This is a genomic window from Micromonospora psammae, from assembly GCF_036902725.1.
In the GTDB taxonomy this organism is placed as follows: domain Bacteria; phylum Actinomycetota; class Actinomycetes; order Mycobacteriales; family Micromonosporaceae; genus Micromonospora.
In genome coordinates this window covers 101,608-124,448 of sequence record NZ_JBAKHM010000010.1, presented here as the reverse complement: position 1 = coordinate 124,448, position 22,841 = coordinate 101,608, and the positions used below count along the sequence as shown (strand labels likewise).

At 72.0% G+C, this 22,841-nt stretch carries 17 protein-coding genes; 10 read left to right on the top strand and 7 right to left on the bottom strand.

Going from position 1 to position 22,841, the window contains the following annotated elements; genetic code table 11:
- Window positions 1–14: 14 nt before the first annotated feature.
- Window positions 15–1,226 carry a glycogen synthase gene (gene glgA, locus V6U79_RS14810; protein ID WP_334614962.1) on the bottom strand — a complete coding sequence of 404 codons (1,212 nt, stop codon included), beginning with the start codon at window positions 1,224–1,226 and terminating at the stop codon, window positions 15–17.
- A 72-nt stretch (window positions 1,227–1,298) separates the two neighbouring features.
- Between glgA and glgC the strand changes: the two genes are divergently transcribed.
- The gene (gene glgC, locus V6U79_RS14805) at window positions 1,299–2,531 is read left to right on the top strand and encodes a glucose-1-phosphate adenylyltransferase (RefSeq protein WP_334526289.1); all 1,233 of its coding nucleotides are present in this window, start codon (window positions 1,299–1,301) and stop codon (window positions 2,529–2,531) included.
- A gap of 47 nt (window positions 2,532–2,578) precedes the next feature.
- Window positions 2,579–4,222, top strand: coding sequence for a phosphoglucomutase (alpha-D-glucose-1,6-bisphosphate-dependent) (gene pgm, locus V6U79_RS14800; RefSeq protein WP_334614961.1), 1,644 nt, complete (start codon window positions 2,579–2,581; stop codon window positions 4,220–4,222).
- 30 nt (window positions 4,223–4,252) lie between these two features.
- Here pgm and V6U79_RS14795 read toward each other — a convergent pair whose 3' ends face one another.
- On the bottom strand, window positions 4,253–5,182 hold the full coding sequence (locus V6U79_RS14795) for an NAD(+)/NADH kinase (RefSeq protein WP_334614960.1): 930 nt from the start codon (window positions 5,180–5,182) through the stop codon (window positions 4,253–4,255).
- A 93-nt stretch (window positions 5,183–5,275) separates the two neighbouring features.
- On the bottom strand, window positions 5,276–8,386 hold the full coding sequence (locus tag V6U79_RS14790; protein WP_334614959.1) for a M14 family metallopeptidase: 3,111 nt from the start codon (window positions 8,384–8,386) through the stop codon (window positions 5,276–5,278).
- Between the two features lie 144 nt (window positions 8,387–8,530).
- Between V6U79_RS14790 and V6U79_RS14785 the strand changes: the two genes are divergently transcribed.
- From V6U79_RS14785 to V6U79_RS14775, 3 genes are all read left to right on the top strand, one after another.
- Entirely contained in the window at window positions 8,531–9,841 is a 1,311-nt protein-coding gene (locus tag V6U79_RS14785; protein ID WP_334614958.1) for a phenylacetate--CoA ligase family protein, read from the top strand.
- A gap of 170 nt (window positions 9,842–10,011) precedes the next feature.
- Window positions 10,012–11,307, top strand: a complete 1,296-nt coding sequence (locus V6U79_RS14780; RefSeq protein WP_334614957.1) for a hypothetical protein — start codon at window positions 10,012–10,014, stop codon at window positions 11,305–11,307.
- A gap of 8 nt (window positions 11,308–11,315) precedes the next feature.
- Complete coding sequence (locus V6U79_RS14775; RefSeq protein WP_334614956.1) at window positions 11,316–12,698, top strand: MATE family efflux transporter; 1,383 nt, start codon at window positions 11,316–11,318, stop codon at window positions 12,696–12,698.
- Here V6U79_RS14775 and V6U79_RS14770 read toward each other — a convergent pair.
- The 4 genes from V6U79_RS14770 to V6U79_RS14755 are packed head-to-tail and all read right to left on the bottom strand — an operon-like array spanning window position 12,676 to window position 16,750.
- A complete protein-coding gene (locus V6U79_RS14770; RefSeq protein WP_334614955.1) occupies window positions 12,676–13,812 on the bottom strand; it encodes a DegT/DnrJ/EryC1/StrS family aminotransferase in 1,137 nt (378 codons plus the stop codon). The genes V6U79_RS14775 and V6U79_RS14770 overlap by 23 nt on opposite strands.
- A gap of 9 nt (window positions 13,813–13,821) precedes the next feature.
- Complete coding sequence (locus V6U79_RS14765; protein ID WP_334614954.1) at window positions 13,822–15,012, bottom strand: glycosyltransferase; 1,191 nt, start codon at window positions 15,010–15,012, stop codon at window positions 13,822–13,824.
- The gene (gmd, locus tag V6U79_RS14760; protein ID WP_334526316.1) at window positions 15,009–16,022 is read right to left on the bottom strand and encodes a GDP-mannose 4,6-dehydratase; all 1,014 of its coding nucleotides are present in this window, start codon (window positions 16,020–16,022) and stop codon (window positions 15,009–15,011) included. The genes V6U79_RS14765 and gmd overlap by 4 nt, the downstream gene beginning before the upstream one ends.
- 35 nt (window positions 16,023–16,057) lie before the next feature.
- Window positions 16,058–16,750, bottom strand: a complete 693-nt coding sequence (locus V6U79_RS14755; protein ID WP_334526319.1) for a NeuD/PglB/VioB family sugar acetyltransferase — start codon at window positions 16,748–16,750, stop codon at window positions 16,058–16,060.
- Window positions 16,751–16,924: 174 nt separating this feature from the next.
- On the opposite strand from V6U79_RS14755, the gene V6U79_RS14750 reads away from it, so the two are divergent.
- The 5 genes from V6U79_RS14750 (at window position 16,925) to wecB (ending at window position 22,816) form a co-directional block, all read left to right on the top strand.
- Entirely contained in the window at window positions 16,925–18,193 is a 1,269-nt protein-coding gene (locus V6U79_RS14750; protein WP_334614953.1) for a glycosyltransferase family 4 protein, read from the top strand.
- Between the two features lie 105 nt (window positions 18,194–18,298).
- The gene (locus tag V6U79_RS14745) at window positions 18,299–19,339 is read left to right on the top strand and encodes an SDR family NAD(P)-dependent oxidoreductase (RefSeq protein ID WP_334614952.1); all 1,041 of its coding nucleotides are present in this window, start codon (window positions 18,299–18,301) and stop codon (window positions 19,337–19,339) included.
- Complete coding sequence (locus V6U79_RS14740; protein ID WP_334614951.1) at window positions 19,333–20,460, top strand: polysaccharide biosynthesis C-terminal domain-containing protein; 1,128 nt, start codon at window positions 19,333–19,335, stop codon at window positions 20,458–20,460. The genes V6U79_RS14745 and V6U79_RS14740 overlap by 7 nt, the downstream gene beginning before the upstream one ends.
- The gene (locus tag V6U79_RS14735) at window positions 20,457–21,695 is read left to right on the top strand and encodes a glycosyltransferase family 4 protein (protein ID WP_334526330.1); all 1,239 of its coding nucleotides are present in this window, start codon (window positions 20,457–20,459) and stop codon (window positions 21,693–21,695) included. Before V6U79_RS14740 ends, V6U79_RS14735 begins: the two co-directional genes overlap by 4 nt.
- The gene (gene wecB, locus V6U79_RS14730) at window positions 21,692–22,816 is read left to right on the top strand and encodes a non-hydrolyzing UDP-N-acetylglucosamine 2-epimerase (protein ID WP_334614950.1); all 1,125 of its coding nucleotides are present in this window, start codon (window positions 21,692–21,694) and stop codon (window positions 22,814–22,816) included. The genes V6U79_RS14735 and wecB overlap by 4 nt, the downstream gene beginning before the upstream one ends.
- The last annotated feature ends 25 nt before the right edge of the window (window positions 22,817–22,841 follow it).

Sequence of the window (22,841 nt, the reverse complement as noted above, 5' to 3'; positions counted from 1 at the left end):
CGCTTCGTGCTCGGTCAGCCCGTCGCGCCCACCGACCGGTAGACCTCCAGCGTGCGTGCCGCGATGGCGTCCCAGGAGAAGTGCTCGACGGCCCGCCGCCGCCCGGCGAGGCCGAACGCCTCGGTCCGTGACGGGTCGGCCAGCAGCCCGTTGATCGTCGCGCCCAGGTCGGCCACGAACCGCTCCGGGTCCAACGGCCGGCCGCTGCCGTCGGTCGCCTGGTCGATCGGCACCAGCAGCCCGGTCTCCTTGTCGGCGACCACCTCGGGAATGCCGCCGGTGGCGGTCGCCACCACGGCCGTCTCGCAGGCCATCGCCTCCAGGTTGACGATGCCCATCGGCTCGTAGACCGACGGGCAGACGAAGATCGTCGCGTGGGTGAGCACCTGGATCACCTCGTGCTTGGGCAGCATCTCGGCGACCCAGACCACCCCGGAGCGGTTCGCCCGCAGCTCGGTGACCAGCCCCTGGACCTCAGCGGCGATGTCCGGAGTGTCGGGGGCCCCGGCGAGCAGCACCAGCTGGGTGTCGGCGGGCAGCTCGCGGGCCGCGCGCAGCAGGTACGGCAGGCCCTTCTGCCGGGTGATCCGCCCCACGTACACCACGCTCGGGCGGGACGGGTCGATGCCGAGCCGGTCCATCACGTCGGTGCCGTGGTCCGGGGCGTACTGCGCGGTGTCGATGCCGTTGTAGACCACCCGGACCCGGTCCGGGTCGACCGCCGGGTAGGCGGTGAGCACGTCGCGCCGCATCCCCTCGCTGACCGCGATCACCGCGTCGGCGCCCTCCACCGCGGTGCGTTCGCACCAGGAGGAGAGCGCGTAGCCCCCGCCGAGCTGCTCGGCCTTCCACGGCCGCAGCGGTTCCAGGCTGTGCGCGGTCACCACGTGCGGCACCCCGTGCAGCAGCTTCGCGGTGTGCCCGGCCAGGTTGGCGTACCAGGTGTGGCTGTGCACCACGTCACTGCCGGCACACCCCGCGGCCATCTCCAGATCCACGCCCATGGTGCGCAGCGCGGCGTTCGCGCCGGCCAGGCCGGCCGGTTCGGCGTACGCGGTGACGCCCGGTCCGGTGCGCGGCGCGCCGAAGCAGTGCACCCGCACGTCGGCGAGTCGGCGCAGTTCCCGGGCCAGGTACTCGACGTGCACCCCGGCGCCGCCGTAGACCTCCGGCGGGTACTCCCGGGTGAGCAGGTCGACGCGGAGCGAGGGTACGGAGTCCGTCATGCCCCCGCACCCTAGTGCAGAACTGTGCCCGTACAAGTGGTGAAGTGGCAGCGGGATGGATAGCGTCGTTGCATGGCTGCCAAGGTGCTCGCGATCGTCCTGGCCGGTGGAGAGGGCAAGCGCCTCATGCCGCTCACCGCGGACCGGGCCAAGCCGGCCGTCCCGTTCGGCGGGATGTACCGCATGGTCGACTTCGTCCTCTCCAACCTGGCAAACGCCGGCTATCTGAAGATGGTCGTGTTGACCCAGTACAAGTCCCACTCGCTGGACCGGCACGTCACCACGACCTGGCGGATGTCGACCATGCTGGGCAACTACGTCACCCCGGTGCCGGCCCAGCAGCGGCGCGGTCCCTGGTGGTTCGCCGGCTCGGCCGACGCCATCTACCAGAGCTTCAACCTGATCAACGACGAGCAGCCGGACTATGTGATCGTCTTCGGCGCCGACCACATCTACCGGATGGACCCCCGGCAGATGGTGGAGGACCACATCGCCTCCGGCGCCGGGGTCACCGTCGCCGGCATCCGCCAGCCGTTGTCGATGGCCGACCAGTTCGGCGTGATCGAGGTCGGCGAGGACGGCCGGCGGATCAGGGCGTTCCGCGAGAAGCCCACCGACGCGGTGGGCCTGCCCGACGCCCCGGACCAGATCTACGCCTCGATGGGCAACTACGTGTTCACCACCAAGGCGCTCTGCGAGGCCGTCGAGCGCGACGCGGAGGACAAGACCAGCAAACACGACATGGGCGGCAACATCATCCCCATGTTCGTCGAGCGGGGCGACGCCAACGTCTACGACTTCAAGGACAACGAGGTGCCCGGCAGCACCGACCGGGACCGGGGCTACTGGCGTGACGTGGGGACGCTGGACTCCTTCTTCGACGCCCACATGGACCTGATCAACGTCCACCCGGTGTTCAACCTCTACAACTTCGACTGGCCGATCTACAGTGCCCAGCCGCCGTTCCCGCCGGCGAAGTTCGTCCACCAGTGGGGCGAGCGGGTCGGCCGGGCCGTCGGCTCGATGGTCTCGCCCGGCGCGGTGATCTCCGGCTCGCTGGTCGAGAACTCGATCGTCTCGCCGAAGGTCAAGGTCCACTCCTGGGCGCACGTGGACGGCGCGGTGCTGATGGAAGGCGTGGAGATCGGCCGGCACGCCGTGGTGCGCCGGGCCATCCTGGACAAGAACGTCTTCGTCCCCGAGGGCGCGGAGATCGGCGTGGACCTGGAGAAGGACCGGCAGCGCTACACCGTCTCCGACAATGGCATCGTGGTCATCGGCAAGGGTCAGCGCGTCGAGCCCTGAACCCCGCCCCGCCAGCAGCCAGCGCCTGAACCGAGGAGGATCCCGCAGTGTCCCACCCCCGTGCCGGACAGCCCGCCGAGCCCGCCGACCTGGTCGACGTGCCCCGGCTGCTGACCGCCTACTACGCCGAGCACCCCGATCCGGCGGACCCGGCGCAGCAGGTCTCGTTCGGCACCTCCGGACACCGGGGGTCGTCGCTGCGGAACTCCTTCAACTCGGACCACATCCTCGCGGTCACCCAGGCGCTCTGCGACTACCGGCGGGAGCAGGGCCTTGACGGTCCGCTCTTCCTGGCCCGGGACACCCACGCGCTCTCCGCCCCGGCCGAGGCGGACGCGCTGGAGGTGCTCGCCGCCAACGACGTCACCGTGCTGCGGGACAGCCGCGACGGCTACACCCCGACCCCGGCGCTGTCGCACGCCATCCTCAGCCACAACCGGGGACGGACCAGCGGGCTCGCCGACGGCATCGTGATCACCCCGTCGCACAACCCACCCGACGACGGCGGCTTCAAGTACAACCCCACCCACGGCGGGCCCGCCGACACCGACGTCACGAAGTGGATCCAGGACCGGGCCAACGCGATCCTCGCCGCCGGGCTCAAGGAGGTCCGGCGGATCCCGTACGCGCGGGCCCGGGCCGCCGACACCACCGGCGGGTACGACTTCCTCGCCAACTACGTCGACGACCTGCCCGCGGTGCTCGACATCGACGCGATCCGCGCCGCCGGGGTGCGCATCGGCACCGACCCGCTCGGCGGCGCCAGCGTCGCCTACTGGGGCGAGATCGCCGAGCGGCACCGGCTCGACCTGACCGTGATCAACCCCACGGTCGACCCGACGTGGCGGTTCATGACCCTGGACGGCGACGGCAAGATCCGGATGGACTGCTCCTCGCCGAACGCGATGGCCTCCCTGATCGCCGCCCGCGCCGACTACGCGGTCTCCACCGGCAACGACGCCGACGCCGACCGGCACGGCATCGTCACCCCCGACGGTGGCCTGATGAACCCCAACCACTACCTGGCGGTGGCGATCGGCCACCTGTTCCGTACCCGGTCGCAGTGGGGCCCGGCGGCGGCCGTCGGCAAGACGCTGGTCTCCTCCTCCATGATCGACCGGATCGCGGCCGACCTCGGCCGGCCGCTGCTGGAGGTGCCGGTGGGCTTCAAGTGGTTCGTCCCCGGGCTGCTCGACGGGGCGGTCGGCTTCGGCGGTGAGGAGAGCGCCGGCGCGTCCTTCCTGCGCCGCGACGGGGGCACCTGGACCACCGACAAGGACGGCATCCTGCTCTGCCTGCTCGCCGCGGAGATCATCGCCACCACCGGCCGGACCCCCAGCCAGCACTACGCCGAGCTGACCGAGCGCTTCGGCGACCCCGCGTACGCCCGGATCGACGCCCCGGCCACCCGGGCCCAGAAGGCGGTGCTCGGCAAGCTCTCTCCGGAGCAGGTCGGCGCCACCGAGCTGGCCGGCGAGCCGATCACCGCCACGCTCACCGCCGCACCGGGCAACGGCGCGTCGATCGGCGGGCTCAAGGTGACCACCGGGTCGGGCTGGTTCGCCGCCCGCCCGTCGGGCACCGAGGACGTCTACAAGATCTACGCCGAGTCGTTCCAGGGGGCGGAGCACCTGACGCGGATCCAGGAGGAGGCGAAGGCGCTGGTGGACGGGGTGCTCGCCAAGGCCTGACGCCGGGTCGACGGGACGGGGGCGGACCGGTCAGCGGGGCGGGAGCAGCTCCCGGCGGTTGAGCTGCTCGCGCAGCCCCGCGGGGAGGAGCTCGCGCAGCTGCTCCGGCAGCAGCGGCAGGTCGAGCAGGCCGAGCTTGAGCTTGTTGCGCTCCTGGTAGCGGCGCGGGTCGAGGCGTACCACCAGGCCGGCGTCGCGCTGGTAGCGCACGTGCACCGCGCCCTCCGTGGCCGCCTCCTGGATGACCATGCCGTCGATCTCCACGGCCACCGGCGCCGACTCGGCGCGCAGCTCCAACCGGATCGTCTCGTCCGGGGAGAGCACCACCGACCGGGAGATGCCGGACATCGGCGCGGAGGGCGTCACCACCACGGCGTCGGCGGCCGGCGAGATCAGCGGACCGCCCGCGGCGTAGCTGTACGCCGTCGAGCCGGTCGGCGTGCTCACCACCAGGGCGTCGCAGCGGTAGTAGCCGTACTGCTGGCCGTCGACGGCGAGGGTGGCGGTGACGAAGCCGGAGCCGGGCTGGCGGACCAGCGCGACGTCGTTGAACGCGACCATGTCGTCGCCGCAGATGTCGCAGGCCAGGCAGGCGTGCGACTCGACGGTGAAGTCCCGTGCGACCAGCCGGGCCAGCGCTCGCGGCAGGTCGGGCGGCTCCACCTCGACCAGGAAGCCCAGCCGCCCCAGGTGCACCCCGAGCACCGGCTTCGGGTGGCGCACGGCCGAGCGCAGCGCGCCCAGCATGGTGCCGTCCCCGCCGATGCTGATCAGCGCGTCGCACCGGGCTGCCAGCTCCTCCGCTGGGACCGGTTCCACCGTCGGCGGCACCCGGTGCCGGTCGTCGACCCGGACGGCCAGCGACTTCCCGTGCCGGGCGGCCCACCGTTCGATGATCTCGACCACCTCGGAGACGTCCCGGGTGGGATGCAGCACCAGACCGATCAGGTACCCCGCCACCGCTACAGCTCACCACATCCGCCGGGTCGGCGGCGGGCGTACCGGAAGGCGCGCCGACGGTGTCCCCACCGCCGGCGCGCCCGGTCCGCGGTGTCAGCGCCGCGCCGCTCCGCTCAGGTGGGCCAGCGACCGGGCGACCAGATCGTCCCGGGCCGCCGGGGCCAGGCCCTCCAGGCCGAAGCCCAGGTAGACGGTGTCGTCGGTGACCACCGCCGCGCCCTCCTCGAAGGCCTGCTGGCTGCGGGCCCAGTCGTTGGCGGCCGGGGCGGAGCCGGCCGGCGGACCGGCCACCGTCCAGCCGTCCAGGTCGGCGGCCTCGAAGGAGGTCTCCGAGACGACCACGCCGTCGGCGTACACCCGCGCGTCGTCCAGGAAGACACCCAGGCCCTGGGTGCCCCAGTCGGAGGCGTACGTGATCGACAGCTCGACCTTCTTGCCGGCGTACGCCGACAGGTCGACGGCGAACTCCTGCCAGCCCCCGGAGGCGCCGGTGGCCGCGTTCCAGCTGCCGGTGCTGCCGGTGGGCGAGCAGTCCGCGCCCTGGTAGTGGGTGAGGAAGGGGTGCAGGGTCGCCGCCCAGCCGGACTCGCAGCTCTCCCCGGTCCCGGTGCCGGTGCGGCCGTTCTTGTCCGGCAACGTGGTCCAGTCGTCGCTGCCCACCTCGTGCGCCTCCACGAACAGGTAGTCCCAGTTCTGCTCGATGTCGTACGAGGTGAAGAAGCGCAGCTCGCCGCTGGAGGCCGAGGTCAGGTCGACGGTCCGGGTGAGCCGCTTGTACGACTCGTCGGCCCGCCCGCTGTACAGGTACCACTCACCGGTGCGCGGGTCGAACGGCGCGCTGCCCGGCCGCGCCCAGTCCACCGTCGCCGAGCTGGCGAACTGCGGGAACCTGTCCGGCGGGAGGAAGCTCGACGTGGACAGGAACGAGGCGGTGTGGTCCTGGTTGCCGGCGGAGCCCTCCGCGTTGAGCTGCCCGGAGAAGCCGGCGAAGGCCCCCTCGGCGCCGCGCAGCGGGTACGGCGTGCCGTCCGGGGCGGAGCCACCGTCGCTGACGTAGTTGTACGCCCCGAGGTAGTACTGCTGGAAGTCGTTCAGCAGCGGCAGGCAGCTGGCGTCGTCCGGGTCCGTGCACTCCGCCCCCGGGTTCGGCTGATAGACGTACGAGCCGTTCGCGGCCTGGGCGAAGAGCGCGTACTTGCCGCTGACCAGCAGCTTGCCGCCCTCGTTGAGGTAGTCCCGCACGGCCAGCTCGGTCTCCAGCGCCGCCCGGGCCGCGGTTCCGCCGACCTGGCCGGGGGAGCGCAGGATGATGTCGTCGCCGGTCTCCCAGACCACCGTCCGGTAGTGCGAGAGCACCCCCAGCGGGTGCGGCGCCTTGCGGCCCATCGTGTCGAAGTCGTACACGTCGCTGCTGCGGCCGGCCTTCGCCAGCGACGCGGCGATCTCGTCGGCGTACTTCGCGCCGGTGGCGTTCTGCGCCGGGCTGAGCCCGGTCACGTCCTCCACCGCGAGGACCAGCACGTCACCGCCGATGTCGCCGTGCACCCGGTAGGTGAAGTGTTCGCTGGCCACCGGGCCCTGGCGGGGCTTGACCCCGGTGAACCAGACCTCGACCCGGTCGCCCGGCTTCGCGCCGCGCACCGTGCCGCGCAGCTCGGCGTAGTAGTCGTCGTGGGTGTCGCCGTACCGCTCACCGCCGCGCCACTCGCGGACCTTGGCGGTCTTCGGCCGGCCGCCGTTGACGGTGTAGTGCATCCGCACGTTCTTCAACGCCCGCCGGGTGATCGACGCGACCTGCTGGTCGCGCCCGTAGGAGGTGTCGAAGGCGTCCACCACGAAGTCCGGGGTGCTCCGTCCGACCACCGACACCGGGTCGTCCGGGTCGGCCGCCGACTTCGCCACCGCCAGGGCGAACGGCAGGTTCTTCGCCACCTCGGCCGAGATCAGCTTCTCGTCGTCGGGGAAGATGAAGCCGCTGACGCAGTCCTCGGGGCGCCACTGGTCGTCCGGGTCCGACGCGGCGGCCGCCTGGCAGGTGGACATCTCCGGCGTGAAGCCGAGGGTGCCGTACCGGACGGTGGCGTGGCTGTCGGTGTCGCCATTGGTGGTGTAGAGCTCGGCGGAGATGTCCGGGTCGTAGCCGGGGACCGCCGGATGCGCGTCGTCGCCGACCATCGCCTCGTAGATCACGTCGTCCGGGGTGGGGGTGCTCACCTGCCAGCCGACGCCGTAGAGCAGCAGCTGCGCGGCCGAGTGGTAGTTGACGAAGAACTCGAAGCCGACCCGCTTGAAGAGCCGGTCCAGCGCCTTCGTCTCCGGCTCGGAGTTCGGGCCCGGCCCCCGGTAGGTGTCGCTGTTCGGCTCCGGCGAGGAGCCCTCGTCGTCGTAGCCCCACTTGTAACTGAAGTTGCGGTTGAGGTCGACGCCGTCGGCGGTGGTGATCTGCCCGTCCCCGTCGTTGTCGCGCAGGTTCTTGCGCCACAGCCGGTTGCCGGGGGTGAAGGTGTGGTCGTACCCGTCCGGGTTGGCCACCGGCAGGAACCACAGCTCGGTGGTGTCGACCAGGCGGGTGATCTGCGGATCGCTGCCGTAGTTGTCCAGCACGTGGTGCATCAGCCGGCGGGTCATCTCCGGGGTGATCCACTCCCGGGCGTGCTGGGCGCTGCCGTAGAGCACCGCCGGGCGCTTGCCGTCCGGCACGCTCCGCGCGTTCTTGGTGACCTTCACCGCGAGGATCGGTTTGCCCTGCCAGGTACGGCCGATGGTCTCCAACTTGGCCAGTCTGGGGAAGCGGGCCGCGGTGGCGGTGATCTCGTCCCGCAGGCCGCCCGGCGCGCTGTACGGGCGGAACGCGTCCCAACCGGCCGCGGCCTGCTCCCGCAGCGCCTGGGAGGCGGCCTTGCCGCGCACCTTCTTGACGTCGAGCTTGACGCCCTGGCCGGCCAGGCGCTCCGCCTGCCGCCGGCTCAACACGGTCTCGACCGTGGTGTTGCCGGCCCCGTCGCTGTCCTGGTGGTCGTGACCGAGGTCGACCCCCGCGCCGCGCAGCTTCTCCAACTGCTCCGCGTTGACCGTCCCGACGTACACCTCCAGGCCGTCGCGGCTGCCCGGGTCGGACGGTGGTCGCGCGCTGGCCGGTGCGGTCAGCGCCAGTGCGCCGACCAGAGTGAACACGCCGGCGATCGCCAGCCGTGTGCGCCTCATCGAGCCTCCTTGGTGGAAGGACCTGTAGCGCGAGCCTTCTGCCGGCGGTGAAGGATGTCAATAGACCTGATGGTCGGGGTGGTGTCGTAACCCGCCCCCCGGGTCCTCGTTGGGTGCGGTGTCTCCCAGGAAGGGCTACCGCTCATGAACCCGTGGTTGCTGCGCGGCACCGTCCTCGCCGACCGTCATCGTCAGCTGGCCCGGAAGATCGCCCGGTACGACACCCACCCGTCCCGGGGGTGGATCGAGCAGCAGCAGGTACGCCGGTTCAACGAGGTGTGGGCGTACTGCCTCGCGGAGGTGCCGTTCTACCGGTCGTGGCGTCGCGAGCACGGTCTCCCCGAGCGGATCGACCGGCCCGGTGCGCTGCGCGAGTTCCCGCCGCTGACCAAGGAGGTCCTGATCGCTCGTGCCGGGGAGATCTTCCAGGACGGCCGGATCACCGACGCCTACACCACCGGCGGCAGCACGGGACAGCCCACGCGGTATCCCCGTGGTGCCGGCGAAGTGGACGAGCGTTGGGTCAACGCGTACCTCGGCCGGCACTGGTCGGGAATCCGTCCGACAGATCCGAACGTGCTCCTGTGGGGCCACTCCCATCTCTTCGGCAGCGGCCTGCGCGGACGGCTGGCGCAGGCGAAGCGACGTCTCGCCGATCGGCTGATCAACGTCACCCGGTTGAACGCCTACGACCTGAGCGAGCCGTCGTTGCACGCGCACTACCTGGCCCTGCGCGAGCGGAATCCGGTGTCGCTGGCCGGCTACACCTCAGCGGTGTTCAAGCTGGCCCGGTACATCGAGCGCAACCGGTTGACCCTGGGGGAGATGAGCGCACTGCGCGCGGTGGTCATGTGCGCCGAAACGGCCAGCGACGCGGACATCGCGCTGATCGAGCAGGTCTTCAAGGCCCCGGCGGTCATCGAGTACGGCTCGGCGGAGACCGGTGTGCTGGCGATGTCCCGCCGGGGGACCCGGGACATCCGGATGCTCTGGGACAGCTACATCTGCCTGGTGTCCGACGGTGGGGACCTCGGTGTCACCACCCTCGACCGCCGGCTCTTCCCGTTGGTCAACTACGCGATCGGCGACCGGGTCGAGCCGAGCGACGTGCGGGACGGCAACGCACTGGCCTTCCGCGCCGTGCTCGGCCGTCAGCAGGACATCGTCCGGGTCGGCTCGTCCCAGGGGATCCTCGACCTGTCCGCGATCCTGCCGGTACACATCCTCAAGTCGTACCCGGGGATAATCGGCGTGCAGTTCCGGCAGGAGCGGCCGGACGCGCTGCGGATCCACGTCGAGGCTGACCGGCCGCTGGACCTCCCGGACGTCACCGCGTTCTTCGTCCGGGAGTTGAGCAAGGACCACCCGGCCCTCGACCCACGCACGGTCACCTTCACCCAGGTCGCCGAGGCGTCCAGGACCCGTGCCGGTAAGCACGCCCTCTTCGTCTCCTGAGTCGGACACCTGGCCGTCCCGGGTGGCGGTGGCCCGCCGTGTCGGCGGAAACGGCGCACCACGGGAGCAGCCGTCTCCGTACCCTTGTCGCCGCCGTGTCCCGCCGGCCCGGCCGTCGTTGCACACAGGTGCGGACGGCAACGTATGAATCGGCCCTGACCCTCGACCCGGTGCGGGCATCCGCCCGGCGGAACGCGGTCGGCCTGAGAACCGGTAACGACCCGCGTGGCCTCGGGCACTGGGTGCTGCGGCGCTACCCGGTCAGCATCCTGGTCATCGCCCCGTTCGCCATCCTGATCGTGCCGATGGCGCTCCTCAACGGCAATCCCGGGACCACCTTCATCCTCCGGCTGCTCTCCGTGGCGTTGGTCGGCACCGTGCTGGTCGAGACGGTCGCCCTGGCCGCGGCGCCCCCGCGACCCGGCTGGCGGCAACGCGCCGCCGAGGCCAACCTGGCTCACCCGCACCTGTACCGCATCGCCCGGGTGGTCGCGGTGGTCAGCGTCGTGGCCTCTCTGACGGGGGCCTACGCCGGCAGGGGCACGATCTTCACTCAACTGACCCATGACGTCGCCGCCTCACCGCTGGCACGGGTGGCGGCGCTCGCCGCCGGATGGCCCTATCTCGCCTTCGCCCTGCTGGTCGCCAGCTTCCTGAGCGGCCGGGTCGGCCGTGCGCGGGTGCTCGGCTGGACCGGGTTCGTGATCGCCGGGCAGGTCACGACCGTCGCGCTCACCGGCATCGTCTCGCCGGCGATCGGATACATCACGTTCGCGGCCGGCGCCGGCGCGGTGTGTGGTCTGCTACGCACGCGCGCGGTCGTGGCCGTCGGCGTCGTGCTGCTGCTGGCGTGGCCGTCCCTGTTCGCCATCCGCAACGAGATCCGCGCCGAGGGCGGGGTCTCCGTCTCCGCCGACGTCTCCGCAGGCGACCGGCTCCGGGTCGACCTGCAGCTCGCCGAGGCCGGCCGGTACGACGTGCCGGTGGACGTAGGCCAGCCCGGTCCCACGGAGTTCCTCCGGTACGGGCTCGTGCCCCGAATCCTCGATCAGGAGCGGCCGATGATCTCCACGGGCGCCCTGATCAACCAGTACCTCGGCGGCGTGGCGACCTCGTCGTACAGCTTCCTGGCCCTGGGCAACGTCTACTTCTTCGACGGCTGGCTCGGGGTGCTGCTCTACTACATCGGCTGGGCTTCCCTGGTGGTGCTGCTGCTCCGGCGGGGCGCGCCGGGACCGGTGCGACTCAGCCTGTTCTGCTTCGTGATGGGCGGTCCGCTGCTCTGGTCGAGCACCTACCCCGACTCCATGATCGGCTTCCTCCAGCACGCCGTCGCCGCACTGCCCGTCTTCGCGCTGCTGTGGCTGACCCGCCGGAGGACGCCGGGGCGGCGGGCGCCGGATCGAGTGCCCGCTCCACCGCGGCCCGGCGACGTTCCGGTGCTGTCCGGCTCCCGGCTGTCCTGATCCGGGCGATGACCGGCGCGACCGGCACGAAGGCTCGCCCGCACGGGCTGGTCAGGCGGGCAGCGCGCGCCGTGCGGGCCGGCCGGGCAGGGGCGGCCGGCCGAGCGGGCTGGGCGGTCACCGCGGGCGCCCTGTCCAGTCTGGGAAACCTGCTCCTCTCGCTGACCGTGGCTCGGCTGGAATCCATCGAGCACCTTGGCCGCTTCGCGCTCGCCTTCTCGCTCTACGTGCTGGCGACCGGCCTGTCCCGGGCCACGGTGACCGAGTCCGTGCTGGCCGGTTCCGGTCGCGCGGCGATCGCCGCCGGGACCCGTCGGGCCGCCGCCGTCGGCGTCGCCTGTGCCGTGCCCCTCGTCGTCGGCGGGGTCCTCGACCGGTCCGGATACCTGGTCGTCGCCGGCGCCACGCTTCCGGGGCTGGTGCTGCACGACTACGGCAAGACGGTCGCCCTGGGCATCGGGTCGCCCCGCCCGCCCTGCCACCGTGAGGCGGTATGGACCGGCCTGACGGCCGCGGCCGCTCTCCTCGGTCTGTTGCAGGTGATCGATCCGATGGCCGTCTTCACGGTCTGGGCCGGCACCGGCGCGCTACTCGGGTACGCCGCAGCCCTGCTACGCGGCCATCGCGTCCGGCCCGGGTGGCAGCTGAGCCGGTCGGACACCCGGGCCGCCGCCAGCTTCGGATTCCAGTACCTGCTCACCGCAGGCTCGGCCCAACTCGCCCTGGCGGCCCTCGGGATGGCCGCCGGGATGGCCGTCGTGGGTGCCCTCAGCGTGGGTCGCACCGTGCTCGGTCCGGTCACCCTGCTGGTCGGCACCGCCTCCTCCCTGGTCATCCCCTACCTGGCCCGCACCAGGTCGTCGACGGGGTCGGTCCGGATGCGTGCCGCCGTACGGGTCACCGTCCTCCTGCTGGCCGTCAGCGCCCCGCTGGCCGTGCTGGTCCCGCTCCTGCCCGACCAGGTCGGCACGGCCGTTCTCGGCGGGAACTGGCGGCACGCGGCGCCGCTGCTGCCGGTGCTCGCCTCAGAGGTCCTGCTCGCCGGGGTGGCGATGGTGGGCTTCGCCGGGCACCGGGTCCAGGGCGCCGGGTCGCGCGCGCTGCTGATCGGCGGCGCGTTGGGCGTGGTGCGAGTGCCGCTCGTGGTGGTCGGCGGCGCGTCGTTGGGGGCGTTCGGGGCGGCCGCCGCCCTGGTGCTGATGGGGTTGCTCAGCGCGACCGCCTGGTGGTGCAGTTACGTCCGGCTGCTCAGGACCACCGGCCCGACGGGCGGCGCACCGACCGCCGGCCCGGGTGGCTCCGCGCTCGGTGCCGCGGATGGCCCCTCGACCGCCGGTCGACACCGTGGTGCGCTGTCCGCGCCCGGGGTCAGTCCACCCGGGCAGCGGTGAGGGTGGCCAGCGCGGCCCGTACCCGCTCGAGGATGACCTTCACGTCCACGTCGGTGAGTTCGGCGTAGGTCGGGAGGTTGATTCCGCGGCGGGACAGGTCCAGCGTGACCGGTTGCTCCTCGGCGGCCCCGGCGTACGGGGGTAGCTGCGGAATGGGGACGAAGAACGGACGCGTCTCCACCCCGAGGCGGTCGAGCACCCGGGCCAGCTCGTCGCGGAGCCCATCCGTCCCCGGCGGGCCGACCAGGAACGACGCCATCCAGGGCGCCCTGCGCACTCCCGGCACGACCGGCTGCGGCCAGACGAGCGGGGGGCCGACCAGCTCGCGTTCGTAGGCGGCCACCACCCGGTCACGCCGACGGATGATCTCGTCGGCCCGTTCCAGTTGGGCGCAGAGCAGCGCTGCGGCCAGGTTCGTCAGCCGGTAGTTGAAGCCGACCACCGGGAAGTAGTAGCGCCGGTTCGGGTCCATCCCCTGGTTGCGCAGCAGCCGCATGCGCTCGGCCAGCGCCGGGTCGGAGGTGGTGACGCAGCCCCCCTCGCCGGCGGTGATCACCTTGTTGCCGAAGAAGGAGAAGGTGCTGACGTCTGCCAGTCCGCCGGTCGGCCGGCCGTCCACCTCGGCGCCGAACGACTCGGCCGCGTCAGCGACCAGGAGGAGCCCGTGCTGGGTGCAGAGCTGGCGGAGAGCGGAGTAGTCGGCCGGATGGCCGTAGAGGTCCACGGCGATCACCGCTCGGGTGCGGGGACCGATCGCCGCCCGGACCTGCTCCGGGTCGATGCACCAGCTTTCCGGCAGCACGTCCACGAACACCGGCCGGGCTCCGCAGTACGTCACCGCGTTCGCGGTCGCCACATAGGTGAGAGCGGGAACGACGACCTCGTCACCCGGGCCGATCCCCGCCGCGGCGAGGACCAGGTGCAGAGCCACGGTGCCGTTGCTGGTGGCCACCGCGGCTGCCGCGCCGCACCGTTCGGCGAAGCGGTTCTCGAACCGGTGCAGGTAGGGGCCCTGGGAGGAGATCCAGCCGCTGCGCAGTGCGTCGAGCAGGTAGTGCTCTTCCAGGTCGGAGAGCCAGGGGCGGGCAACCGGGAAGCGATCGTCGATGGTCATCGTGGCCCTTCAGGAGGTCAGCGTGGCGGCGAACGGGGAGCGGGGGATCGGGCCGGGACGCCCGGCGGTCACCCAGTCCAGGACGGCCGCGTAGTCGGCGGCGGTGTCCGCCCAGGTCCGATCCGCCAGCCGGGCACCGGCCCGCCGGGACGCCTCCGCATAGTGGTCACGGTCGTGCAGGATCCGCCGGACCGCCCGGGCCAGTGACTCCGGGCTCTTCGCGCTGAACACCGCCGCGTCGGCGCCGGTGAACTCCAGCTGCGCGCGTAACGGGTCCACATCCGCGCAGGCGACGGGGAGACCCCAGCTGAACGCTTCCAGCATGGCCCCGCTGGCCGCTTCCCACAACGACGGCACCACCACCGCTGAAGCGCGGGCGTAGAGCTCGGCCAGCTCCTGAACGGTCACGAACCCGGGTAAGGACACCCGGCCCAGCAGGTCAGGACGGGCGGCGCGGGCCAACAACCGGCTGGCCTGAGGCTCCACCAGCGGCCCGGGGCAGACGAGCCGGCACTCGGGCAGCAGCGCCATCGCCTCCAGCAGGGTGGCGTGGTTCTTGAGCGGGGCGGTCGACGACGGGTACACCAGCAGCCCCGGCTCGGTTTCGGTCACCGGCCGCGTCGGTGCCGCGTGGAAGGCGGGCAACGGGACCAGCGCGATCTTGTCCCGCGCCGCGGGGAAGAACTCCAACGCCTCGCGGTACGGGTGTGGCCACGACACCACGACGGCCGACGCTCGCGCCACGTTGCGACTGATCATGTCCCGGTAGCCGGGCGAGGCGATTTCCGGGTGGAAGTGGCGCAGGTCGTGCAGGACCATGACGGCCGGATCGGCGCGCACGGGCACGCCGGAGAACGGGTACAGCGTCACCTCGGAGGCGGTCGCGGCGAGCGGACGGTGCCACTGGCGGACCAGGTTGACCGTGCGGCGCAGCGTCACCGACGACTGCACCCGGCGCGGGGTGTGCCGGCGTAGGAAGCTGCCCACCGCGTTGTCCGTACGCAGGCTCGCGCCGACCTCGGACCAGGCGATCCCTTCGGCGGGCACCCGCTGCCGCCACTCGTCGGCGGTGCCGGCGAGAATCTCGACGGCGAGCTGGTGCGGACCCTGGGTCAGGCCGTTGAGCAGGCCGTAGGTGAACGCCTCGATCCCGGCGGAGTGGCCGGGACGGATGGAGGTGGCGTCGACGCCGATCCTCACCGGTCCACCCGCACGAGCCGGCCCGCGCGCTCGTCCTCCAGCAACTGCCGGTCGGCGTCGACCATCACCCGGACCAGGTCGGTGAAGAGGGTCTTGGGTGCCCAGCCGAGCTGCCGGTGGGCCTTGCCGTAGTCGCCGATCAGCGCGTCCACCTCCGCCGGGCGGTAGTAGGCCGGGTCGGTCACCACGTACCGCTGCCACTCGAGGCCGACGTGCGAGAAGGCCGCCGCGACGAACTCGCGGACGGTGTGCCCCTCACCGGTGGCGATGACGAAGTCGTCCGGCTCGTCCTGCTGGAGGGTGAGCCAGACCGCCTCCATGTACTCCGGCGCGTAGCCCCAGTCCCGGACCGCGTCCAGGTTGCCGAGGTAGAGCTTGTCCTGGATACCGGCCTCGATCCGGGCCACCGCCCGGCTGATCTTCCGGGTGACGAAGTTCTCGCCGCGCCGGGGGCTCTCGTGGTTGAACAGGATGCCGTTGGCGCAGTACATGTCGTACGACTCGCGGTAGTTGACCGCCGCCCAGTAGGCGAAGACCTTGGCGCACGCGTACGGACTGCGTGGGTGGAACGGGGTGTCCTCGCGCTGCGGTGGTGGCGTGGCGCCGAACATCTCCGACGAGGACGCCTGGTAGAAGCGGCTCTGCACGCCGGCGAGCCGGGCGGCCTCCAGGAGCCGCAGTGCGCCCAGTCCGGTGACGTCGGCGGTGTAGCCGGGGATGTCGAAGGAGACCCGCACGTGGCTCTGGGCACCCAGGTTGTAGATCTCGTCCGGCTGGATGTCGCGCAGCAGGCCGACCAGCGAGCCCGCGTCCGACAGATCGCTGTAGTGCAGGAACAGTCGAGCGTCCGCGTGCCGAGGGTGGACGTCGATGCGGTCGATCCGCTCGGTGTTGAAGCTGGACGAGCGCCGCTTGAGCCCGTGCACCGTGTAGCCCTTGTCGAGGAGGAGTTCCGACAGATAGCTGCCGTCCTGCCCGGTGATGCCAGTAATTAACGCCACTCGGCTCATGCCGCGCCTTTCCCTAACGTGAAATTGATCTGTGATCAGTCCGGTTCCGGGTCGTTCGCGCGCAGAATTCGTGCGGGCACGCCGATGACGACGGTGTCGTCCGGCACGTCACGGACGACCACGGCGCCGGCGCCGACCACCGCATTTCTTCCTATGGAGATGTTGTCGATGACGGTGGCGCCCGCGGCGATGGTCGAGCCGCGCCCGATCCGGCAGCTTCCGGCGACCGTGCAACCGGGCAGCAGGGTCACGTAGTCGGCGAGTTCGGTGTCGTGCCCGACGGTGGCGCCCGTGCCGATGTGCACGTGCCGCCCGAGGCGCACGTCCGTGGTGAGCACCGCGCCGGGCCAGAGCACGCTGCCGTCGCCCAGGGTGGTGCCGGCGCCGGTAATCGCCGCCGGGAAGACCAACGAGCCGGCTCGCCGCCCGTTGCGCCTGGCCAGCCGGTCCGTGCGGGCGCGGGCGGCGCCGCTGCCGATGCCGATCACGTACTCGACCGCGGGGTCGGCGGTGTCCAGCCAGTCGTCCTCGCCGAGCCAGGGCGCCGGTAGCCGGGGGAGTTCCGCCGGGCGGTACGGACCGACGCAGCCCACCACCCGCCGCCCGGCGCGGGCGGCGATCCAGGCGATCTCGCGGGCGTGCCCGGAGCAGCCGAGCACCACCAGGGCGGCGTGCCGGTCGACGGGCGGTTCCAGGGGTGCCGCAACGGCGACCTCCACAGCGGTCATGGGTCACTTATACCGGCGGCCACGCCGGTTCGTTTCGGTTTACGAGGCAAAGGGCGGCGAATTTCCATGCGTTTCTCCGCGCCTCACGAATCGCGCACCCCAATCGGTAACCGACGAACGTGCCATTCGTTTGACGACACGTTGCCCTGGGTGTCGGCGTTCGGGAGGTCGTTCGTGCCGGAGAAGCGCCTGGCGTTCGGGGAGTCGACGCAGCATCGAGCGGGAGTCGGCCGGGGAGCGGCCGGGCGGCCGTTCCGGGTCCTCGTCACCTGCGCCGTCTTCGAGCCCGGTTTCCGCGGCGGTGGGCCGGTCCGGTCGGTCGCGCACATCCTCGACGGCGCGTCGCCGGAGGTGGCGCCGGTCCTGGTGACGCGCGACCGCGACCTCGGCACGAGAGCGGCCTATCCCGGCCTCTCCGGGCGCTGGGTGGACCGTGGCGCGAGCCGGATCTTCTACTTCCGGGCCCGCCGGCCGCGACACTGGTGGCTGCTCGGCCGTGAGCTGCGGGCCGTACGGTTCGACCTGCTCTACGTCAACAGCCTCTGGGCGCTGATGTCCATCGTGCCGATCCTGGCCGTCCGGCTCCGGATGCTGCGGGTCGACCGGGTCATGGTGGCGCCGCGAGGGGAGTGCTCCGCCGGCGCGCTCTCCCTGAAGACCGCCAAGAAGCGGCTCTTCGTCATCGGCTGGCGCCGGCTGCTGCGCGGTCTGGACACGCACTTCCACGCCTCCACCGATCAGGAGGCCGCTGACATCCGCCGGGTCTTCCCCTGGGCGACGGTCGTGGTCAACGCGAACCAGACGCCCTTGCCACCCGAGCCGTTGCCGGTGCCCCCGCTGTCGCCGGGGCCGCTTCGGCTGGTCTTCGTGGGGCGGATCGCGGCGATGAAGAACCTCACGCTGGTGCTGGAGGCGCTCGCCGGCGTCCGGCGACCGGTGCTGTTGGACATCTACGGTCCGCTCGAGGACGCCGCCTACTGGCAGCGGTGCCAGACGTTGCTCAGCCGGTTGCCGCCCACCGCCCGCGCCACCTACCGCGGGGAGTTGGCGTCGACCGACGTGCGACGGGTGATCGCCGGTTACGACGCGGCGGTCCTGCCGACCCTCGGAGAGAACTTCGGCCACGTCATCGCCGAGAGCCTCTCCGCGTCCTGCCCGGTGGTCTGCTCGGACCGTACGCCCTGGACGGCGGTGCTGCGCGACGGTGGCGGCGAGGTGCTCGAGGACCTCACGCCGGCGGCGCTGACCGAGCGGATCGAGCGGCTGGCCGCCCTCTCGCCGCGGCAGCGGCACAGTGCCCGGGTCGCCGCCGGCGCGGCGTACCGGCGCTGGTGGCAGCGCACCTCGAGGACCAACGTCCTGGACCAGGTACGGCTGGGGGCGTCCGGCGCCGACCTGACGGCGCCCGCCACGACCGCTGCTGCCGGACATATACCTCTCTGACCGGTTTTGCGTATCCCGCCGACCGGGTCGTTCGTTGCGGGAGTGTGGCCGTCTCGACCTCCCGGTCGTCCGCGACGGCGACCGGAAGCGACGAACAGGAGTGCCGTGACTTCTCTGCCTGCCGGACGCCGGGTCCTCATCACCGGCGGCACCGGTTCCTTCGGCCAGACGATGGTGCGCCGCCTCCTCGGTCGGGGCGCCAGCGAGGTCCGGGTGCTCAGCCGGGACGAGGCCAAGCAGGACGCCATGCGCCGGGTGCTCGGCGACGACCGGGTCCGCTACTACGTCGGGGACGTGCGCGACTACGACTCGGTGCTGCGGGCCAGCCGGAACATCGACCACATCTTCCACGCGGCGGCCCTCAAGCAGGTGCCCTCGTGCGAGTTCTTTCCGCTCGAGGCGGTGCGGACCAACATCCTGGGCAGTGCCAACGTCGTCGAGGCGGCCGACCGTAACGGGGTCGGCTCGGTGGTCGTGCTGAGCACCGACAAGGCCGTCTACCCGGTGAACGCGATGGGCATGAGCAAGGCGCTGATGGAGAAGGTCGCCCAGGCGCACGCCCGGAACAACCCGGACAGCGGCACCACGGTCTCCTGCGTCCGGTACGGCAACGTCATGTACTCGCGCGGCTCGGTCATCCCGCTCTTCATCGAGCAGATCAAGGCGGGCCGGGCACCCACCGTGACCGACGCGGGGATGACCCGGTTCCTCATGTCGCTGGCCGATTCGGTCGAGCTGGTCGAGCACGCCTTCCGGCACGCCCGGCCCGGCGACATCTTCATCCGAAAGGCCGCCGCCTGCACCATCGGCGACCTGGCCGAGGCCGTCTGCCAGCTCTTCGACGTGCCCGCCAAGCTCGACGTCATCGGCGTGCGACACGGTGAGAAGCAGGCCGAGACGCTCGCCAGCCGGGAGGAACTTGCCCAGGCCGACGACTTCGGCGACTTCCTCCGGGTGCCGTTGGACGCCCGCGACCTCAACTACGCGCTCTACGTCTCCGAGGGCGAGCTCGGCGAGGGGCCGACGGAGGACTTCAACTCCGCCAACGCGCCCCGGCTGGGCGTACCGGAGATCGTCGAGCTGCTGAAGACGTTGCCCGAGGTCCGCGCGGAGCTGGCCCTGCGGGATCCGGTGCTGGCGTGCTGAGGCTGGCGGTCACCGGTGCCAGCGGGTTCCTCGGCTGGCACGTGCGGGTGTTGCTGCGGGCGCTGGGCTGGCCCGAGCCGGCCGTGGTCAGCCGCGCGGAGCTGGCCGACCCGGAGCGGGTGGCGGCGAAGGTCGCCGGGGTCGACCGCGTGCTGCACCTGGCCGGCGTCAACCGCGGCGAGCCCGCCGACGTGGCCGCCGGCAACGTGCAGCTCGCCGCGCAGCTCGCGCGGGGACTCCGGCACTGCCCGACGCCGCCCGCCTCGGTGGTCTTCGCCAACTCGGTGCAGGCCGGCAACGGCACCCCCTACGGAGACGCCAAGGCCACCGCGGCCCGGATCCTGGCCGACACGGGCCTGCCTCTCGACGACCTCCTGCTGCCGAACCTCTACGGCGAGCACGGGCGGCCGTTCCACAACTCGGCGGTCGCGACGTTCTGCCGGCTGCTTGCCGAGGGTGGGCAACCGGAGGTGCACGGCGATCGCGACCTGAGCCTGGTGCACGTGACGGACGCGGCGGCCCGGCTCGCGGGTGTCCCGGCCGGGGGATCGTGGGACCCCACGATGCCGGCGCTGCGGATCGGCGTTCGCGCGCTGGCCGACCGGCTCAGCGCCATCTCCGCCACCTACCGCACGGGCGAGATACCGCCCCTGTCGGATCGGCACGACGTACGGCTGTTCAACACCTACCGGTCGCACTGCTTCCCGGCCCACTACCCCCTGCCGCTGCCCCGCCGGGCCGACGCCCGGGGCGAGCTGGTCGAGACGGTCAAGGTGCACGCGGGCGGCGGGCAGGTCTTCTGCTCCACCACCCGTCCCGCCGTCACCCGGGGCGAGCACTTCCACCTGGCCAAGGTGGAACGCTTCGTGGTGCTGCGCGGGTCGGCCGAGATCAGCCTCCGCCGGGTCGGGGACACCGAGGTGCTCCGGTTTCCGGTCTCCGGTACCGAGCCGGTCCTGGTCGACATGCCCACGATGTGGGTGCACAAGCTGGTCAACACGGGTTCGGACGAGCTGGTCACGCTGTTCTGGACCAACGAGCTGTTCGACCCGACAAGCCCGGACACCTGGCCGGAGCCGGTGGAGGAAACCCGGCCGGCACCCGTGGCGGTGGGCGCGTGAAGGTCGGACTGGTCAGCCAGTGGTACCCCCCGGAGGGGGCGTTCATCCCGGGTAACCTGGCGCACGGGCTCGCCGACCGGGGACACCAGGTGCGGGTGCTCACCACCTTCCCGAGTTACCCGCACGGCCGGATCTACCCCGGCTGGCGGCAGCGCTGGGGGCATCGGGAGACCGACGGGTCGGTGGCGGTCCGGCGGGTGCCGGCCTATCCGAGTCACGACGCCTCCGCCGTCCGCCGGGCGTTGAGTCACCTCTCCTTCGGCGCCAGCAGCGCGCTGGCCGGCCCCGGTTGGCTGGGTGGGGTCGACGTCACCTACGTCTACCACCCACCGCCCACCGCCATCGCCGCCGCGGCGTTGCTGCGGGCCGTCCGGCGGACGCCGATCGTGCTGCACGTGCAGGACATGTGGCCCGAGTCGGTGCTGCACTCCGGGATGGCGCCGACCGGCCGGGCTGGGCGGGCTCTCGAACACGGAATCTCCGCGCTGATGCGCACGACGTACCGGTTGGCGAGCGCCATCGTGGTGATCTCGCCGGCCATGGCCGAACTGGTCGTGGCGCACGGCGCCGACCCGGCCCGGGTCCGGGTGGTGTGGAACTGGACCGACGACACCCTGTTCCGGGCGGTGCCGGTCACCGACGCGGCCCGCACGGCGCTCGGCCACCGGGGGCGCAGCACGGTGATGTTCGCCGGCAACCTCGGCCCGTTGCAGGGAATCGGAACGGCCATCCGGGCCGCCGCCGCCGTCCGGGACCGAATGGACCTGGTGCTGGTCGGCTCGGGCGCCGGCGAGGACGCCGCCCGCCGGGTCGCCGCCGACGTGGGCGCCGACAACGTGCGCTTCGTCGGCCGCCGTCCGCCCGAAGAGATGGCCGAGTTGTACGCGGCCGCGGACTGGCAGCTCGTCTGCCTGCGCGACCTGCCCGCACTGCGGGGCACCATCCCGTCGAAGCTGCAGGCCGCGCTGGCTTGCGGCTCACCGGTGATCGCCTCGGTGGGTGGGGACGCGGCGTCGCTGGTCCGGTCGGCCGGGGTCGGCCTGGTCTGCCCGCCCGAGGACTGGCGCGCGCTCGCCGACCTGTTCGTCGAGGCGGCGGCCCGGCCGCCGGTCGCGCGGATGGAGATGGGCCTGCGGGCCCGCCAGGTCTACCGGGATCGAATGTCGCTGCAGGTGGGCGTCGACCAGTTCGAGGACATCCTGACCAAGGCGGCGGCACAGGAAGGACGGACATGACCCGGATCATGACGGTGGTCGGCACCCGGCCCGAGATCATCCGGCTGTCCCGGGTGATCGCCCGGCTGGACGACACGCTCGACCACGTGCTCGTGCACACCGGCCAGAACTGGGACAGCGCACTCTCCGACGTCTTCTTCACCGAACTGCGGCTGCGGGAGCCGGACCGGTTCCTCCGGGTCGACACGTCCTCGCTCGGCCGGGTGCTGGGCGGGGTGCTGGTCGGCATGGAGGCGACCATCGCGGAGCTCCGGCCGGACGCGCTGCTGGTGCTCGGCGACACCAACAGCTGCATCGCCGCGCTGATGGCCCGGCGGATGCGGGTGCCGGTCTACCACATGGAGGCCGGCAACCGATGCTTCGACCTCAACGTTCCGGAGGAGACGAACCGCCGGTTGGTCGATCACGTCGCCGACTTCAACCTGGTCTACACCGAGCACGCCCGGCGCAACCTGCTCGCCGAGGGGCTGCACCCGCGCCGCATCCTGCACACCGGCTCGCCGATGCGGGAGGTGCTGGAGCACTACCGGGCGGAGATCGCCGCCTCGTCCATCCTGCGCCAGCTCGAACTGGACCCGAGGCGGTACTTCGTGGTCAGCGCGCACCGCGAGGAGAACGTGGACCACCCGGCCCGGCTCCAGCGACTGCTCGACTGCCTGGCGGCGGTCCGCGACCGGTGGGGTCACCCGGTGCTGGTCTCCACGCACCCACGCACCCGCAAGCGGTTGGAGACGCTGGCGCCGGACGCCGCAGCCCTGGACGGGATCGCGTTCCACGAACCGTTCGGCCTGATCGACTACGTGCACCTGCAGACCCAGGCGTACTGCACGCTGTCGGACAGCGGGACGATCAGTGAGGAGGCCGCCATCCTCGGCTTCCCGGCGGTGACGCTGCGGGAGTCGATCGAGCGCCCGGAGGCGCTGGACGCCGGCGGCATCATCATGACCGGTCTCGACCCGCTGGGCGTGGTGGAGGCGGTCCAGGTCACCGTGGAGCAGGTCGCCGCGCAGGGGGTGCCCTGCCCGGCCGACTACCGGATCCCGGACACCTCCCGCCGGGTGGTCGACTTCATCCTCTCCACGGTCCGCCGGCACCACGACTGGGCGGGCATTCGGCGCTGACCCCCGCACACCACGCGGACACGTC

Coding starts and splice junctions, on each gene's coding strand:
- V6U79_RS14785 (WP_334614958.1), top strand. CDS start 8,531: ATGAACCCGTGGTTGCTGCGCGGCACCGTCCTCGCCGACCGTCATCGT.
- V6U79_RS14770 (WP_334614955.1), bottom strand. CDS start 13,812: ATGACCATCGACGATCGCTTCCCGGTTGCCCGCCCCTGGCTCTCCGAC.
- V6U79_RS14755 (WP_334526319.1), bottom strand. CDS start 16,750: ATGACCGCTGTGGAGGTCGCCGTTGCGGCACCCCTGGAACCGCCCGTC.
- gmd (WP_334526316.1), bottom strand. CDS start 16,022: ATGAGCCGAGTGGCGTTAATTACTGGCATCACCGGGCAGGACGGCAGC.
- V6U79_RS14775 (WP_334614956.1), top strand. CDS start 11,316: ATGACCGGCGCGACCGGCACGAAGGCTCGCCCGCACGGGCTGGTCAGG.
- V6U79_RS14790 (WP_334614959.1), bottom strand. CDS start 8,386: ATGAGGCGCACACGGCTGGCGATCGCCGGCGTGTTCACTCTGGTCGGC.
- glgC (WP_334526289.1), top strand. CDS start 1,299: ATGGCTGCCAAGGTGCTCGCGATCGTCCTGGCCGGTGGAGAGGGCAAG.
- glgA (WP_334614962.1), bottom strand. CDS start 1,226: ATGACGGACTCCGTACCCTCGCTCCGCGTCGACCTGCTCACCCGGGAG.
- wecB (WP_334614950.1), top strand. CDS start 21,692: ATGACCCGGATCATGACGGTGGTCGGCACCCGGCCCGAGATCATCCGG.